Genomic DNA, 13,877 nt, shown 5'->3' with positions numbered 1-13,877 from the left:
TTTTTGTGTTTATTCAAGCAATAGTATTCATTAAAGTGGACCATTTTCCAGATATTCCTTGACCTGCAACGCTAATGACCGGTGCCTGTGCAGTAAACAGTTCAGTCAATTTCATGAAATAAGTCAGGAAGCCATCCAAACTAACAATTGGTTGGCTTCCTTTTAATATTCATATATATAATGTTGAACTGTAATGTTACTCGTACAGGCACCGAAAAAGTACAACGTCGATATTCCTACTCAATTATCTCATATTTGCTCAATTTGAGGCTATTGTAAGTTTTTTAGTAACTTGAGTATTTTCCGCTATTTTGCTAAGCAACTAGCAAAATAGTACTGCACAAAGTCCTAATTCAATTCACCTGTTCATATACTATCCATATGTAGTTTTGGATTAGTTGGGAAAATTATTAGATTGTAGAAGGTGACTGGATGAAAGTGTTGATTACAGGTGGCTATGGGTTTATCGGGTCACATGTGGCTGACCGGTTTTATAAAGAGGGTTATGAGGTTTACATTATTGATGATTTTTCTGCTGGGAGACGGGAGAGGGTAGCTTGCAAGCATAAAGGCTTTACTCTATCTGTTGAAGATTCGGCTTGTGAAGAGGTGTTCCGTTCATTTACCTTTGATATTGTTGTTCATTTGGCGGCGCAGGCGAACGTCCAAACGTCTGTTGTAACCCTTAAGAAGGATGCGCAAAGCAATGTGCTTGGTCTGGTGAATATGCTGTCCATAGCGGAAAGATACAAGGTTGGCAAATTTCTATTTGCTTCGACTACGGCAATTTATGGATCTCAAGGCATACACCATTAATGGAAGATGATAAAGCGAGTCCGGCATCACCATATGGGATGAGCAAGTGGCTCGGCGAAGCGTATTGTATGATGTGGAAAGAGCTATATGGATTAGAAACGGTTAGCTTCCTTTTTTCCAATGTATATGGGCCACGGCAAGGAAGTGATGGGGAAGCGGGGGGTGTAGCTAAGTTCAATTCATGTTTGCGATCGGGCCGACCGATGGAAGTTTTCGGTGATGGAAAGCAAACGCGGGATTTCATTTACGTGGAAGATGTGGCGGAAGCATTGTTTAAAGCAGCTCAATCAAAATTGACGGGCGTCTACAACATATCAACAAATACGGAAACGAGTATCAATACACTTGCCTGTACCCTCATCTCCTTGCATGGTTCGGGTGAAGTAAAGTACCGACCGAAACGTAATGGGGATATCCGCCGTTCTTCCTTAAACAATGAAAAATTGAAGAAACAACTAAACTGGGCACCTATCCATGATTTGAAAGAAGGTCTTCAAAGGACGTATATGTATTTCAAGAAACAACAAGAAAAGGAAGAAAAGAAACAGGCGATAGAAGTCACTGTTGTACCCGTGCTATAGCATAATTTGATTTGGCCTGTGCCGTATACAATTCAAATTATGCAATTCAATTGCATATTGAAAAAACAGGAAGCCAACCGTACCAAACTTCGGTTGGCTTCCTGTTGCATTTAAATGCCTACTGTTGAATTGTCATAAGTGTGCCTTGCACAGGCACCCTTATTATTCTGCTTCGATTTCACTAAAATCAAGCTCTACGGCTTTTTCGATGACTTCGGCTGGTACTTTGATTGCCTTTACGTCATTGAATTTGCTGAATACGCCGTCAATCAGTTGCTTGATAGTGATTGTTTCGCCGTCCATCGACATTGTGATGATTGTTGTACCAGAAGTCGATTGAGGGAACAATGTCGCTTTATCGACTACTGTTACGACATAATATTTGTCGATATTGATGTTGAGCATGTCGAGGATTGACCCCATGTCCACTTCAACATCTTCAAGGTTTTCTTCAACCGCTTCTTCATCAGCTACAACATCTTCAGTTTCTTCTTCAGTAGTAGCTCCTTCTTCAGCAGCTTCTTCCTCGGTAGCAGTATCTTCTTCAGCAACAGCGTCTTCTTCAACTGCTTCTTCAGTAGCAGGCTCTTCTTCAGTCACTGCTTCTTCCTCAGTTACCTCTTCCACGACAGTGCCTTCAGTGACGACAGAGTCAACACCTTCTGGAAGTAATCCTGAGAATAAAGCCATTGCGTCATTCATCATTGTTTTGAATTCTTCATTCGTCATCGTTTGTGTGATGATATAGACATCGTCGTATTCAAATACGTGGATGCCTTTCATGAATGCTTTCACCAGTTGCAATTGCGCAACAGGATCTACTTGAGTCGTGGAAGCTTCTAACATAACGTCAGATAGTTCTGCAGGAAGCTTTGTCCATTCCTCACCATCGGATTGGAAGAAACCATCTTCTGTAAAGTAAGCTTCAGTTGTAACTTCTTCTGCTTCTTCACCCATGTCCATTGTCATTTTCGACGTCATATGCAATGCGACTGGTTCTGTTGTCATGCTCATCGCCATATCCATTAGCATATTCATCGAAAACTCTTCTGAACCTGTCGCTTCCATCGATTGGTCCAGAGTCAAGTTAGCTTCATAGCTTTGCAAGTCCGCACCCATTAACTTCTCAAGGAATGCATCGACATCTTGTACACGGTTCGTTGTCACGTTCACTGTTTGCTCATCTTCAGAAACAGTTACGTCAAAACCTTCCAATGAATCTAGGAAATCAGTTGAAATATAATTTCCATAGTTTCGTAACGTAAGCGGGAATACTTCATCCGTTGCTTTGCCATTCACACTGATTTGCTGATCTGCGATGTCAAAGTCAAGCGTTACGTATGAATTCGTCACGTTTAACTTACCAGGTGCTTCCTTTGTGACGTTAAAGCCCGCTTCTTGGAATAAATCATCCACCGGAATCAATACTTTGCCTTGGGACATGAATGGCTGCTCATAGCCTTCCACTTCCACTCCATCGACAACAAGCTTCAAAGTACCTTCTTGAGCTGATGCCGTCATGCTTGGCCAAGCGAATGAAAGAACTAATACAAACGCCAAGGCCCATGTTGCTAGTTTTCTCAACAACATAACCCCCTACAATATTTTTGCCCTAATAAAAAGATGGACATATTACTTATACGCAAACAATTGGTAATAGTTTCAGGTTTTTTTGGATTATTTTTCTGCTACTGCTATCTAATTAGTAATCTCTGCCTAAACCATTTAGCTTATTTTTTAAAAATACTTCAGACATCGAAGTAAATAGCTATCTATATATCTATCAATTTGATATAGTCGGATTATTGTAGGCTATTAGTCTACAATGAAAATAGGTGAAGGGGATGAGATGTTGAAACGGTTTTTAATTGGATTTTTAGCATTATTCATGGTGCTCGCGACAGCGGTTCCGTTGTCCGCACAAGCGGCCCAGTCCGTAGAGACTGTACAAGTCGCCGATTCGATTGAGCTTGATGTCAGCCGGTCGATATTATCACTGACGGAGATCCGGGATGTGACGATTGAGGCGGATTTTGGGCGGGAGGTCGATTTAGAAAAAATGGAACTCCAATTCGGAGGGAAAGTGCTCGATGAATGGAAACAATGGGATGCGGATTCGAAATCGTATTCCGGGAAACCATTTATCCTTGTGAAAAAAGAGCCGCATTATGTCGATGGAACGACGAAGATTGCGGCAGAGCTGGAATTTGGATTGCCATTCGGTACAGACGATTTGTCGCCGCGCTCCATCCGAGTCATTTATAAGGAATTGCTAGGTGACTATGAACTTTCGTTAGTTGATTCGGAGAATGAAGTGAAAGCAGCAGCAACGGTCAAGTTGAATGTATATGACGAGTTCCTTGAATGGGATGAAATCAAGCCTTCCATTGACCGTATTTTCGAAGAGGCTAATGAATCGAATGATCGATATTTGCATTATGAAAGCCCAGGAAAGAGTGTGGAAGGAAAGGATATGCATCTAGTAGTTCTTGCAAAAGATGAAGATGCAGTAAACAACTATTTGGAAAACACATTGCCGACTGCACTTGAAACGCCTGAGGATTTGTTAGCGAAGCTGAAAGCCGGAACGATGGGTGACTATCAGATTCCGGTCTGGTTCAATAATATCCATCCGGATGAAGTGGAAGGAATTGATTTCCAAACGGAACTATTGAAGAAATTCGCATTGGAATCGGAAGTGACTTTCACGATAACAAATGAAAACGGCATAGATGAAGACGTCGTTTTGAATGTAGACGAAGTACTCGATAATCTTATTTTTATCTTCAATTTTTCGCATAACCCGGACGGACGTATCCATAATACACGGGCGAATGTGAACGGATTTGACTTGAATCGGGATAATGCTTATCAGACGCAAGTTGAGACAATCCAGCTGAATCAAGTAATTGCAAAGTGGACGCCGCTTGCAATGATGGAAGGGCACGGATATGTGAAAGGGTTCCTCATTGAGCCGGCAACACCGCCGCATAATCCGAACTTCGAATATGATTTATTAATAGAAGGAATGATTCCGCAAGCGCATGCAATGGGACAGGCGGGAATCGGCAGCTCTGGATTGACATCGTATTTCCTTGCATCCGAAGGTTATAAGGATGGTTGGGATGATATGGGTCCTTCCTATACACCAATCTTCTCGATGCTGCATGGGACACTCGGCCATACCGTCGAAGTTCCGACACTTGGCCAAGAATCTTATGACGCAATGGTTGGTGCTGGTTTCGGAATGATCAATTATGTGTTCGAAAATAAAGATGAGTTGTATGCGAGACAGCTCGAAATTTTCAATAGGGGCATTAAAGGGGAAGATAATCGCGCAGTCGATCCACTATTGACAAATGCGGCTGGCGAATCGATTGGGCGCATTCGAGGTGAGAATGAAAACTTCTTCCCTGATTACTATGTACTTCCGACTGGCTCATGGAATCAAAAGAATGTGTCAGAAGTATATAATATGGTGGATTATTTAATCCGCAATGGCGTGAAAGTTGAACGGACGACGGAAGACGTGAAAATTGGACCGACAACGTATCCGAAAGGGGCTTATGTCGTACCGATGAAGCAGGCGAAACGCGGTTTGGCAAACGCGATGCTATACGCAGGCGATGACGTTTCCGACTGGGCAGCGATGTATGATCCGGTCGTTGCCAACTTCCCAGCACTTAGAGGGTTTACGGCTGTCGATGTGCGCATGGGAGAGGAAGACGTTCTTGAAGGGCTGACTGAACAAGTGACAGAAGCAGCGGTGCCTGCTAGTGTTGTGGATGAGAGAAAAGCGATGCAAGTGCTGAAAAATGGTAATAACGATACGATCCGCTTGGTGAATGAACTGCTGAAGGACGGCAAACATGTAGGAATCGTTCAAGAAGACAAATTTGGATTCAAAGTGGGCGATTTTGTCGTTAGCACGGAAGACATCGTACCATTTAAGGACGAATATGTATTTGAAGCTGACGTATTGCCTGCTTACCAAGCAATCAAAACGAAATGGATTACTGAGCCGAAAGTGGCGAGCAACGGATCCGGCCAATTAGTCTTCTCTTTGAAGGAATTAGGGTTTAATTTGACGGAAGAGGAACAAGCTGACGTCGTCGTTTCCGATACGAATCTGCCGAAGGAGCTAGCAGGCAAAACATTCATCGGGATTGGCAACAGCGTGTTGAAGGCGGTTTATGAAGCAGGATTGCTTGAAGGGTTTGATTACAAGACAACAAAAGGCGGACATGAAGGGTTGATTAAGGCGACAGTCAATGCAGAACATCCATTGATGGCCGGTTATCGTCAAGATGAACTTTTCTATACGACGAGAGGGTCTTGGATTACTGCTGTTCCTGAAGGGGCGGAAGTACTGGCAAGAGTGAAAGGCACTGATGATTTCTATGTCGCCGGTTGGTGGCCAGGTCACGAAGAGGCTAAGGGACAAACCCTTGCATTCACCCAGCAATTGGATGATACGACAATTACACTTTTTGCGAATGACCTCGCATTCAGGGCACATACGAAACATTATTACCGCATGCTTGCAAATAGCATTTTCGCATCAGCGGAAGAAGCACCAGCACCAAAGCGCGGGGCGGATAAAAATTAATAAAAGGATGCTGCCAACGCAGCATCCTTTTTCATGTCTTATTCTTCAACGAACTGTACATCTTTCAATTGGTAGATGCCGTCAGTACCGATAGAGAAGCCTTTGATTTTATTGCTAACACCTGTTAGGTATTCCGTATGGATCAAGTATGCCATCGGAGCTTCTTCAATTAGCATTTCCTGAACTTTATTGTAGATTTTAATACGCTCATCCGGATCGGATTCGCGGCGGCCTTCTTCAAGTAGTTTGTCGACTTCTGGATTATCATAGAATGAACGGTTTCCTGGGTCACCCTTTTGGGATGAGTGGAATAGTGCATACATTCCGTAGTCAGCGTCTCCAGTCGGGTTAGACCAGCCAAGGATGAACATGTCGTGTTCACCGTTTGCTGTTTTCTCGAGATAAGCTCCGAATTCCATCACTTCGATGCTCACTTCGACATTGACTTTCTTTAATTCATCCTGCAACAGGACTGCGATTTGTTGACGTTGCGGATTGTCATTCGTCCAAATGGAAGATTTGAAGCCGTTTTCATAGCCTGCTTCTTTTAGAAGTTTTTTCGCTTCTTCCACATTGTATTCAATCGGTTTTGCATCTTCGTTATAGCCGAAGATTCCAGGGGCTAGAGGTCCTTTTGCCGGAATCCCAAATCCGTCATATACGCCTTGGCTAATGTCGTCTTTATTGACAAGCATGGAAATTGCTCTACGAACTTTTGGATCATTGAATGGTTCTTTCTCCGTGTTGAAGCCTAAATATGCAAGGCTGGACGATGCTTTTTGGTTGACCTTGGCGAAGCTTCCTTCATTAATGCCTGCCACTTCATTCGGTTGTACTGGATCTGCGATATGGACGTATCCTGTTTCAAGGTCTGCGTTCCGGACCGCACTTTCAGGAACTACTTTGAATATCACAGTGTCCACATGGGCTTTGTCACCCCAGTAATCTTCGTTTTTGGAGAGCTTGATTTCAGCGCCAGGCTCCCAGCTTTCGAATTTGAAGTATCCAGTGCCGACAGGGTTAGTCGCAATGACAGAACCTGCCTTTTCCCCATTTTTCATCGCTTCATAATCCGCTTCAATCGATTTTGGGCTCACCATGCTGCCACCGTTATGTGAAAGGTGTGCAAGCAGTGGAGCGAATGGATATTCCGTTTTAATCTGTACGGTATAGTCGTCTTTTACAATAATGTCAGTGATCATTTCATATAGGAAGTAACGTGGTGATGCGACCTCCGGATCGAGAACTCGCTCCAAGTTCATTTTCACGACTTCTGCATTGAATGGCTCGCCATCATGGAATGTGACGCCTTGGCGGAGAGTAAATTCATAAGTCGTATCATCAATCGCTTCCCATTTTTCCGCGAGACCTTCGACGATTTTATTGTCGTCATCCCTTTTTACAAGTGTTTCATAAATATTCGCTTGTACTACGGAAGACGGTACATCATTGGATCCAGCTGGATCTAATGAAGATGCATCCGATAGAACAGCGAGCACTAAGTCACCGCCTTCAGTTCCTTTCCCTTTGTCTTCGTCAATTTCATTCCCCGATCCATTTTCCGAAGAAGACGAACCACCCCCAGAACATGCAGCAAGAATCATTGAGAAAGCCAAAGCAAGAACAAACAGCCACTTTACATTGCCATTTCTCTTCATGTGTGTTCCCCCCGTTTGTTTTTAACATATTACAATTTTTGAAGATTTATATAAATTGTAATAGTTAGATGCAATATAGCACACAACATGGAAACAGACAATACATTTCAGAATAATTAGCATAATTGAATATTAAAATAAGTTATTAGCATTCATACACTTAACTGAGCATAAGAAAGGAATGGTAAGGCAAAACGGTTATCTAGGAGTCTTTTGATTTTAAAATCATATTATTTAAAATTAAATGAAAACAATGATAAAAAGCATTCCGCAAAACGCCTATTCGTGATATGCTACTGTCAATATACTGATTTTTCATAGAATATGAATGGGGGAAGGTGTTTACACATGGTTCAACATACACCTGCTGCACAAATCGGACAGAAACGGTCGAGTCCAAGAGTTGAGGCTTACAAAGCTTTTTGGCGAAGGCTTCGCAAAAACAAGGCTGCAGTCGTTGGAGGAGTCCTTGTCTTATTTTTCATATTGATAGGGATATTCGGTCCATATCTAACATCAATGGATCCAAATTCGCCACAAATCGCTAATAAGCTGAAGCCGCCATCTGCAGAGCACTGGTTCGGAACCGACAATTATGGGCGGGATATTTTCACTCGGATAATCCATGGGATGGGGATAACGATGAAAGTCGGTTTCTTTTCTGTTGCGCTCGGCGGGGTAGTCGGGGTCTTCCTTGGCATCATTTCCGGCTATTATGGAGGGAAATTGGATACGGTCATCATGCGGATTATGGACATCCTTCTCGCATTCCCGGGTATCCTTCTTGCGCTTGCCATCGTTTCAGTGCTTGGGGGAAGCTTGCAGAATGTCATCATTGCGGTGGGAATCTTCTCTGTTCCTGCATTCGCAAGGATTGTTCGCGGGTCTACATTGACGGTAAGAAAGCTGGAATATATCGACGCGATTAAAGCGCTAGGGGCAAAGGATGGAAGAATCATTTTCAAACATATACTGCCAAACGTCCTGTCGCCGATCATCGTCCAATTGACGCTGCGGATTGCGACAGCTGTTTTGACGGCTAGCGGACTTGCATTCCTCGGGCTTGGAGCAAAGCCGCCGACTCCGGAATGGGGTGCGATGCTGAGTGAGGGAAGGGCTTATATGAGGGAGGCGCCCCATCTTGTTTTATTCCCGGGCGTCATGATCGTTATCGTCGTGTTGGCATTCAATATTTTTGGGGACGGGTTGCGGGATGCGCTTGATCCTAAAATGAAAAAATGATGGAGGAGGCACATGTATGTCTAAATTCATTATAAGGCGCCTGCTCCAGACGATTCCGGTCTTGCTTGGCGTTTCCATACTTGTATTTTCAATGATGTATTTAATTCCGGGAGATCCTGCCCAAATCATTGCGGGGGAGGGGGCGTCGCCGAAGACGGTGGAGCAGATCCGGGAGAAGCTCGGTCTGAATGAACCTGCGCCGGTGCAATATTTCAGTTATATGAAGAATGTCGTTCAAGGCGATCTTGGCAATTCGGTTCGGAGCGGACGTGCTGTTACGGATGAAATTAAGGCGCGTTTTTGGACGACCGTGGAGTTGTCCTTTTATGCGACAATTCTCGCCGTGTTCCTTGGTTTAATTGCAGGTATCATTTCGGCTGTCCGACATTATACGTGGTCGGACATATCCATTATGATTGTCGCCCTTTTCGGGTTGTCCATGCCGAATTTCTGGTTCGGGCTCATGCTCATCCAATGGTTCGCAATCGGTCCGGATTGGATGCCAGACTTTATGAAAATGCGTCCATCGGGTTGGGGAGATGATTGGCGGCAAATGCTGCTGCCTGTCATTACGCTCGGTACAGGAGGAGCGGCGATTATTGCGCGGATGACGCGTTCATCGATGCTCGAAGTGATTGGGCAGGACTATATCCGTACGGCAAGGGCGAAAGGTATGGGGGAGCGCGTTGTTATTTATCGGCATGCGCTGAAAAACGCTTTGATTCCCGTTATTACGGTTGTCGGCCTTGAGTTTGGCGGTTTTCTCGGCGGAGCCGTTTTGACCGAAACGATTTTTGCGATCAATGGAATGGGACGTTTAACAATAGATGCCATTAGGACACGAGATTTCCCGATTGTCCAAGGAACGGTCCTCGTTATTTCATTCCTGTTCGTCTTTGTAAACTTGCTCGTCGATATATCGTACCGCGTATTGAACAAGCGGATCGATTTGAACTGATACATGTTTGAAAGGGGTGGCCGGAATGAAAACGAAATTATTGGAAGTACGGGATCTTCGCACGTCCTTTTATACGGATGACGGGGAAGTGAAGGCGGTTGATGGCGTCAGTTTTACCCTTCCGGAAGGGAAGACGCTTGGAATTGTCGGGGAGTCGGGATCAGGCAAAAGCATTACGGCGCTTTCAATTTTGAAACTTATAGCGGCTAATGGAAAAATAATTGGGGGAGAAGTCAAATTCAAAGGGGAAGATCTTCTCTCATTCTCAGATAAAAAAATGCGGGATATCCGGGGGAATGCAATTTCAATGATCTTCCAAGAACCGATGACGTCTTTAAACCCGGTGTTCACAGTTGGCCAGCAGATTAGTGAATCACTAATGAAACACCAGAATTTGTCGAAGAAAGCGGCGTATGTGAAATCCATCGAATTGTTGCAACTCGTCGGGATTCCCTCACCGGACAAGCGCGTAAAGCAATATCCATACGAATTATCGGGAGGGATGCGTCAGCGTGTCATGATTGCGATGGCGCTTGCATGCAATCCGGAAATTTTGATCGCTGACGAGCCGACGACCGCGCTTGACGTAACGATTCAAGCACAAATATTAAGACTCATCCGTGATTTGCAGAAGCGGCTTGGCATGTCAGTCATGATGATTACGCATGACCTTGGGGTCGTCGCGGAAACCTGTGAGGAGGTAGTCGTCATGTACGCGGGACAGGTCGTGGAATATTCGGACGTCGTGACACTTTTCCAAAAGCCGAAGCACCCGTACACGATCGGTTTAATGAATTCATTGCCGAGGCATGATATGGAGCTTGAAAGGCTGGAGTCGATCAGCGGGAATGTGCCGAATCCGAAAGAGATGCCGATAGGATGCAGGTTTGCGCCGAGATGTCCTGCTGCAACTGATTTGTGCAGAAATGTCATGCCGGAATTGTTGAAGGATGAGGAAGGGAACGATGTGCGCTGCTGGATTTATTCGGAAAAATGGGAAGGCGAATCGGAGGTGATTGTCTATGGCGAAAAAAGAATTGCTCAAAGTCGAGGGGCTGAAACAATACTTTCCGATTAAAGGCGGAATGATGGGGCGCACTGTCAATCATGTCAAAGCGGTCGATGATATCAGTTTTACGATTTATGAGGGGGAGACGGTCAGCATCGTTGGAGAGTCCGGCTGTGGCAAATCGACGACGGGTCGCGCCATTCTTAGACTGGAGGAGCCGACGGAGGGTATCGTTACGTTTAACGGGAAGGAATTGACGTCGTTGTCGAAACGGGAAATGAGGAAGCAACGGAAAGATTTGCAAATCATTTTCCAAGATCCGTATGCGTCCATCAATCCGCGCCAAACAGTGTCGGATGTCCTGGATGAAGCGATGGCAATCCAGAAAGTGTTGCCTTCGAAGGAACGAAGAGCGCGCATTATCGAACTGCTTGAGACGGTCGGGTTGAATGAATATCAAGCGGACCGGTACCCGCACGAATTTTCCGGCGGTCAGCGGCAACGTATCGGTATTGCCCGGGCATTATCGGTCAATCCAAAGCTCATCATATGCGACGAAGCCGTTTCAGCATTGGATGTTTCCATTCAAGCACAAGTGCTGAACTTGTTGAAGGATCTGCAACGGGAGTTCAAATTGACGTATTTATTCATATCGCATGACTTAGGCGTCGTTCGCCATATTTCGGATCGGGTTATCGTTATGTACTTAGGGAAAATTGTAGAAATCGGCGATAAGTATTCGATTTTTGAAAATCCGAAGCATCCTTATACGCAAGCATTGCTTTCCGCCATCCCGGTGCCAGATCCGACACGTGAGAAAAAGCATATCGTCCTGATGGGAGATGTCCCTTCGCCGATCGATCCGCCATCAGGCTGTCGTTTCCATACACGCTGTCCGTTCGCACAGGAAAAATGCAAAGTGGATATACCAGCATTGCGTACGCATGAATCAATGATCAAAGGCCATAAAGCCGCTTGCCATTTCGTTGAGGAAATTGAAAATGGCGAGTTGAAAGTGAAGGGGTTTGAGGAAGCAGTGTTCTAATAAGTTAAAGATGTACCACCTGGCCAAGAGGGAATTCCTTTTGGCCGGTGGTTTGTTTAAGTAGCTAGCTGTATTCAGTTAAAACACCGCCTATCAAGTACTGACAGGCGGTGTTGTATATTTATTCTGTTTGTTCATCTTCATTCTGAACTTCAACTTCTGGCAATTCGTCTTCATTCTGAACTTCATCAACTGGAGCATCTTCTGCCACTTGGAATTTACTGATTTCCATCTTTAATTCATTCGCCAAGCCGTTCAACGTATCTGTTGTCGCCACCATTTCTTCCATTGAAGCGAGCTGCTCTTCCATGGAAGCGGCGATATTTTGCGTATGGCCGGATGTGGATTCGAGCGACTGGACAGTGTCGTGTGTTGAAGCAAGAATCTCTTCGGAACCTGCGGAGATTTCTTGAACTGTCGCTGAAACGGACTGAACGTTTGCCGAGATGTTCTCGATTTTTGCTAAAATGCTACCGAATGTTTCTCCTGCATTGTTGACGATAACCGTTTCACGTTCAACGTCAGAATACACTTGTGCCATCGCCTCGACCGATTGGCGGGAGCCGTTTTGCATTTCGGTAATGAGGCCACGGATCTGGTTCGCCGAAGCGGCAGATTGCTCGGCTAAGTTTCGGACTTCGCTCGCTACAACGCTGAACCCTTTCCCTGCATCACCTGCACGAGCCGCTTCAATGGCTGCATTCAATGCGAGAAGGTTGATTTGATCGGAAATATCGGTGATCATGCTGATGATCTTCTCAATTTCAGCTGAGCGGATATACATGTTTTCTGTAATTTTCATTGAAGCTTGCACTGATTGATTGATCGTCTGGATGCCTTCAATCGAGTCGTTAATCAATTGGCTTCCTTGCTCAGCTGCTTTCGAAACTTCGGACGTCTCTTCCGCAACTTTTGAAGAAGAATCTGCAATGTCCTGGATGCCTGCTGTAATCTGCTCTAGTGCTGTCAGATTTTGATTGGCCGCAACCGATAGCGATTCGCTAGCTGACGAAACTTCTTGCGTCGCAACTGTTGATTGATTGACAACTTCACTCATCTGCTCAGCGCTATAAGCTAATTCGCTAGACGAAGTGACGACATTGTCCGCTGCTGTATTCACATGCTTAATCATGCTGCTAAGTTCATTTTTCATATGATCGAAACTATAAGCAAGCCGGCCGATTTCGTCTTTGCTCTTCATTTGAATCGTTTGTGTCAAGTCGCCTCGCGCAATAACTTCAGTGAAACGAACCAAGTCCTGAAGCGGTTTCGTGATCTGTCGTGAGATAAGTGAAGGGATTGCTACTCCTAGGATGCTTCCGAGCACGATGAGAGCAATACTTACGATGATGATCGTGCGCTCCAAATTACTGATCGACGAAGCGTCCTGGCTCACTACAATGACCGAATCTGTTTCCGGAATCGGATAATAAAGTGATTTATGCACGCCGTCTTCATCTTTATAGACCCCGCTGAACAATGCCTCGCCTTTTTCAAGTGCTAGATTGTGGTCCTGATTGAATGACCGTGGAACTAGATAATCGGTCGACTCTGAAAACGCAAGAAGCGTATCTTCACCGTCCACCTTGCTATGTATCGAAATGTTTTCCACACCGTCTTTTTTCTTCACACCATTGATAATATGGAGAAGCTGATTATGCGCATTTTTATCTTGCAATGCGCGATTGACAAGCCGTCCTGTCACTTTCTCCTTCACATCATCCATCGCCGAACTCAATGATTTCTCAAACTGCGGCATGACATTTACTTCAACGATCCGCATTGATGTGTAATAAAACACAAAACCAAATAGCGCTGTTAGAAGATAAATAGGAATCAAAGTCCCTAGAATAATTTTCTTCCGAACGCTTCCTTTTTGTCTAAACAAAGAAGTCCCTCCCTAACTGAATCCAAAGTAATGAAAACAAAAAGAATATTACCACCTCATTATACCTATTA

Annotated in this window: 8 protein-coding genes and 1 pseudogene; 6 read left to right on the top strand and 3 right to left on the bottom strand. The window is 44.6% G+C overall.

All coding sequences use genetic code 11. The features are described from left to right. The first annotated feature begins 432 nt into the window (after window positions 1-432). A pseudogene (locus ACR65H_RS10150) lies at window positions 433-1,397 on the top strand (NAD-dependent epimerase/dehydratase family protein). Window positions 1,398-1,559: 162 nt separating this feature from the next. Here the strand turns inward: ACR65H_RS10150 and ACR65H_RS10145 are convergent. Next, entirely contained in the window at window positions 1,560-2,981 is a 1,422-nt protein-coding gene (locus ACR65H_RS10145) for a DUF6612 family protein (RefSeq protein WP_440500087.1), read from the bottom strand. Between the two features lie 268 nt (window positions 2,982-3,249). Between ACR65H_RS10145 and ACR65H_RS10140 the strand changes: the two genes are divergently transcribed. Next, entirely contained in the window at window positions 3,250-6,006 is a 2,757-nt protein-coding gene (locus ACR65H_RS10140; RefSeq protein WP_440500086.1) for a M14 family metallopeptidase, read from the top strand. Between the two features lie 38 nt (window positions 6,007-6,044). Here the strand turns inward: ACR65H_RS10140 and ACR65H_RS10135 are convergent, their stop codons facing one another. Further along, window positions 6,045-7,664 (bottom strand): glutathione ABC transporter substrate-binding protein, encoded by a 1,620-nt coding sequence (locus ACR65H_RS10135; protein WP_440500085.1) that lies wholly within the window; start codon window positions 7,662-7,664, stop codon window positions 6,045-6,047. Between the two features lie 348 nt (window positions 7,665-8,012). On the opposite strand from ACR65H_RS10135, the gene nikC reads away from it, so the two are divergent. Genes nikC through ACR65H_RS10115 form a run of 4 tightly spaced genes read left to right on the top strand, consistent with a single transcriptional unit; the run spans window position 8,013 to window position 11,918 of the window. Next, window positions 8,013-8,906: a nickel transporter permease gene (nikC, locus tag ACR65H_RS10130; protein ID WP_440500084.1), complete on the top strand. Its 894-nt coding sequence runs from the start codon at window positions 8,013-8,015 to the stop codon at window positions 8,904-8,906. Between the two features lie 16 nt (window positions 8,907-8,922). Continuing rightward, window positions 8,923-9,864: an ABC transporter permease gene (locus ACR65H_RS10125; protein ID WP_440500083.1), complete on the top strand. Its 942-nt coding sequence runs from the start codon at window positions 8,923-8,925 to the stop codon at window positions 9,862-9,864. A gap of 25 nt (window positions 9,865-9,889) precedes the next feature. Beyond that, window positions 9,890-10,942: an ABC transporter ATP-binding protein gene (locus tag ACR65H_RS10120; protein ID WP_440500082.1), complete on the top strand. Its 1,053-nt coding sequence runs from the start codon at window positions 9,890-9,892 to the stop codon at window positions 10,940-10,942. Continuing rightward, the gene (locus ACR65H_RS10115) at window positions 10,887-11,918 is read left to right on the top strand and encodes an ABC transporter ATP-binding protein (RefSeq protein ID WP_440500081.1); all 1,032 of its coding nucleotides are present in this window, start codon (window positions 10,887-10,889) and stop codon (window positions 11,916-11,918) included. The genes ACR65H_RS10120 and ACR65H_RS10115 overlap by 56 nt, the downstream gene beginning before the upstream one ends. A gap of 121 nt (window positions 11,919-12,039) precedes the next feature. Here the strand turns inward: ACR65H_RS10115 and ACR65H_RS10110 are convergent, their stop codons facing one another. Then, window positions 12,040-13,806, bottom strand: a complete 1,767-nt coding sequence (locus ACR65H_RS10110) for a methyl-accepting chemotaxis protein (protein WP_440500080.1) — start codon at window positions 13,804-13,806, stop codon at window positions 12,040-12,042. Between the last annotated feature and the right edge of the window lie 71 nt (window positions 13,807-13,877).

The sequence above is a fragment of the Sporosarcina sp. SAFN-015 genome, from assembly GCF_059415085.1.
The sequence above is the reverse complement of the archived record's forward strand: the minus strand, read 5'-3'. Positions and strand labels throughout refer to the sequence as shown.

Excerpts from the sequence above, each read along its gene's own strand:
- ACR65H_RS10135 (WP_440500085.1), bottom strand. The coding sequence starts at position 7,664 with ATGAAGAGAAATGGCAATGTAAAGTGGCTGTTTGTTCTTGCTTTGGCT.
- nikC (WP_440500084.1), top strand. The coding sequence starts at position 8,013 with ATGGTTCAACATACACCTGCTGCACAAATCGGACAGAAACGGTCGAGT.
- ACR65H_RS10125 (WP_440500083.1), top strand. The coding sequence starts at position 8,923 with ATGTCTAAATTCATTATAAGGCGCCTGCTCCAGACGATTCCGGTCTTG.
- ACR65H_RS10120 (WP_440500082.1), top strand. The coding sequence starts at position 9,890 with ATGAAAACGAAATTATTGGAAGTACGGGATCTTCGCACGTCCTTTTAT.
- ACR65H_RS10115 (WP_440500081.1), top strand. The coding sequence starts at position 10,887 with ATGGCGAAAAAAGAATTGCTCAAAGTCGAGGGGCTGAAACAATACTTT.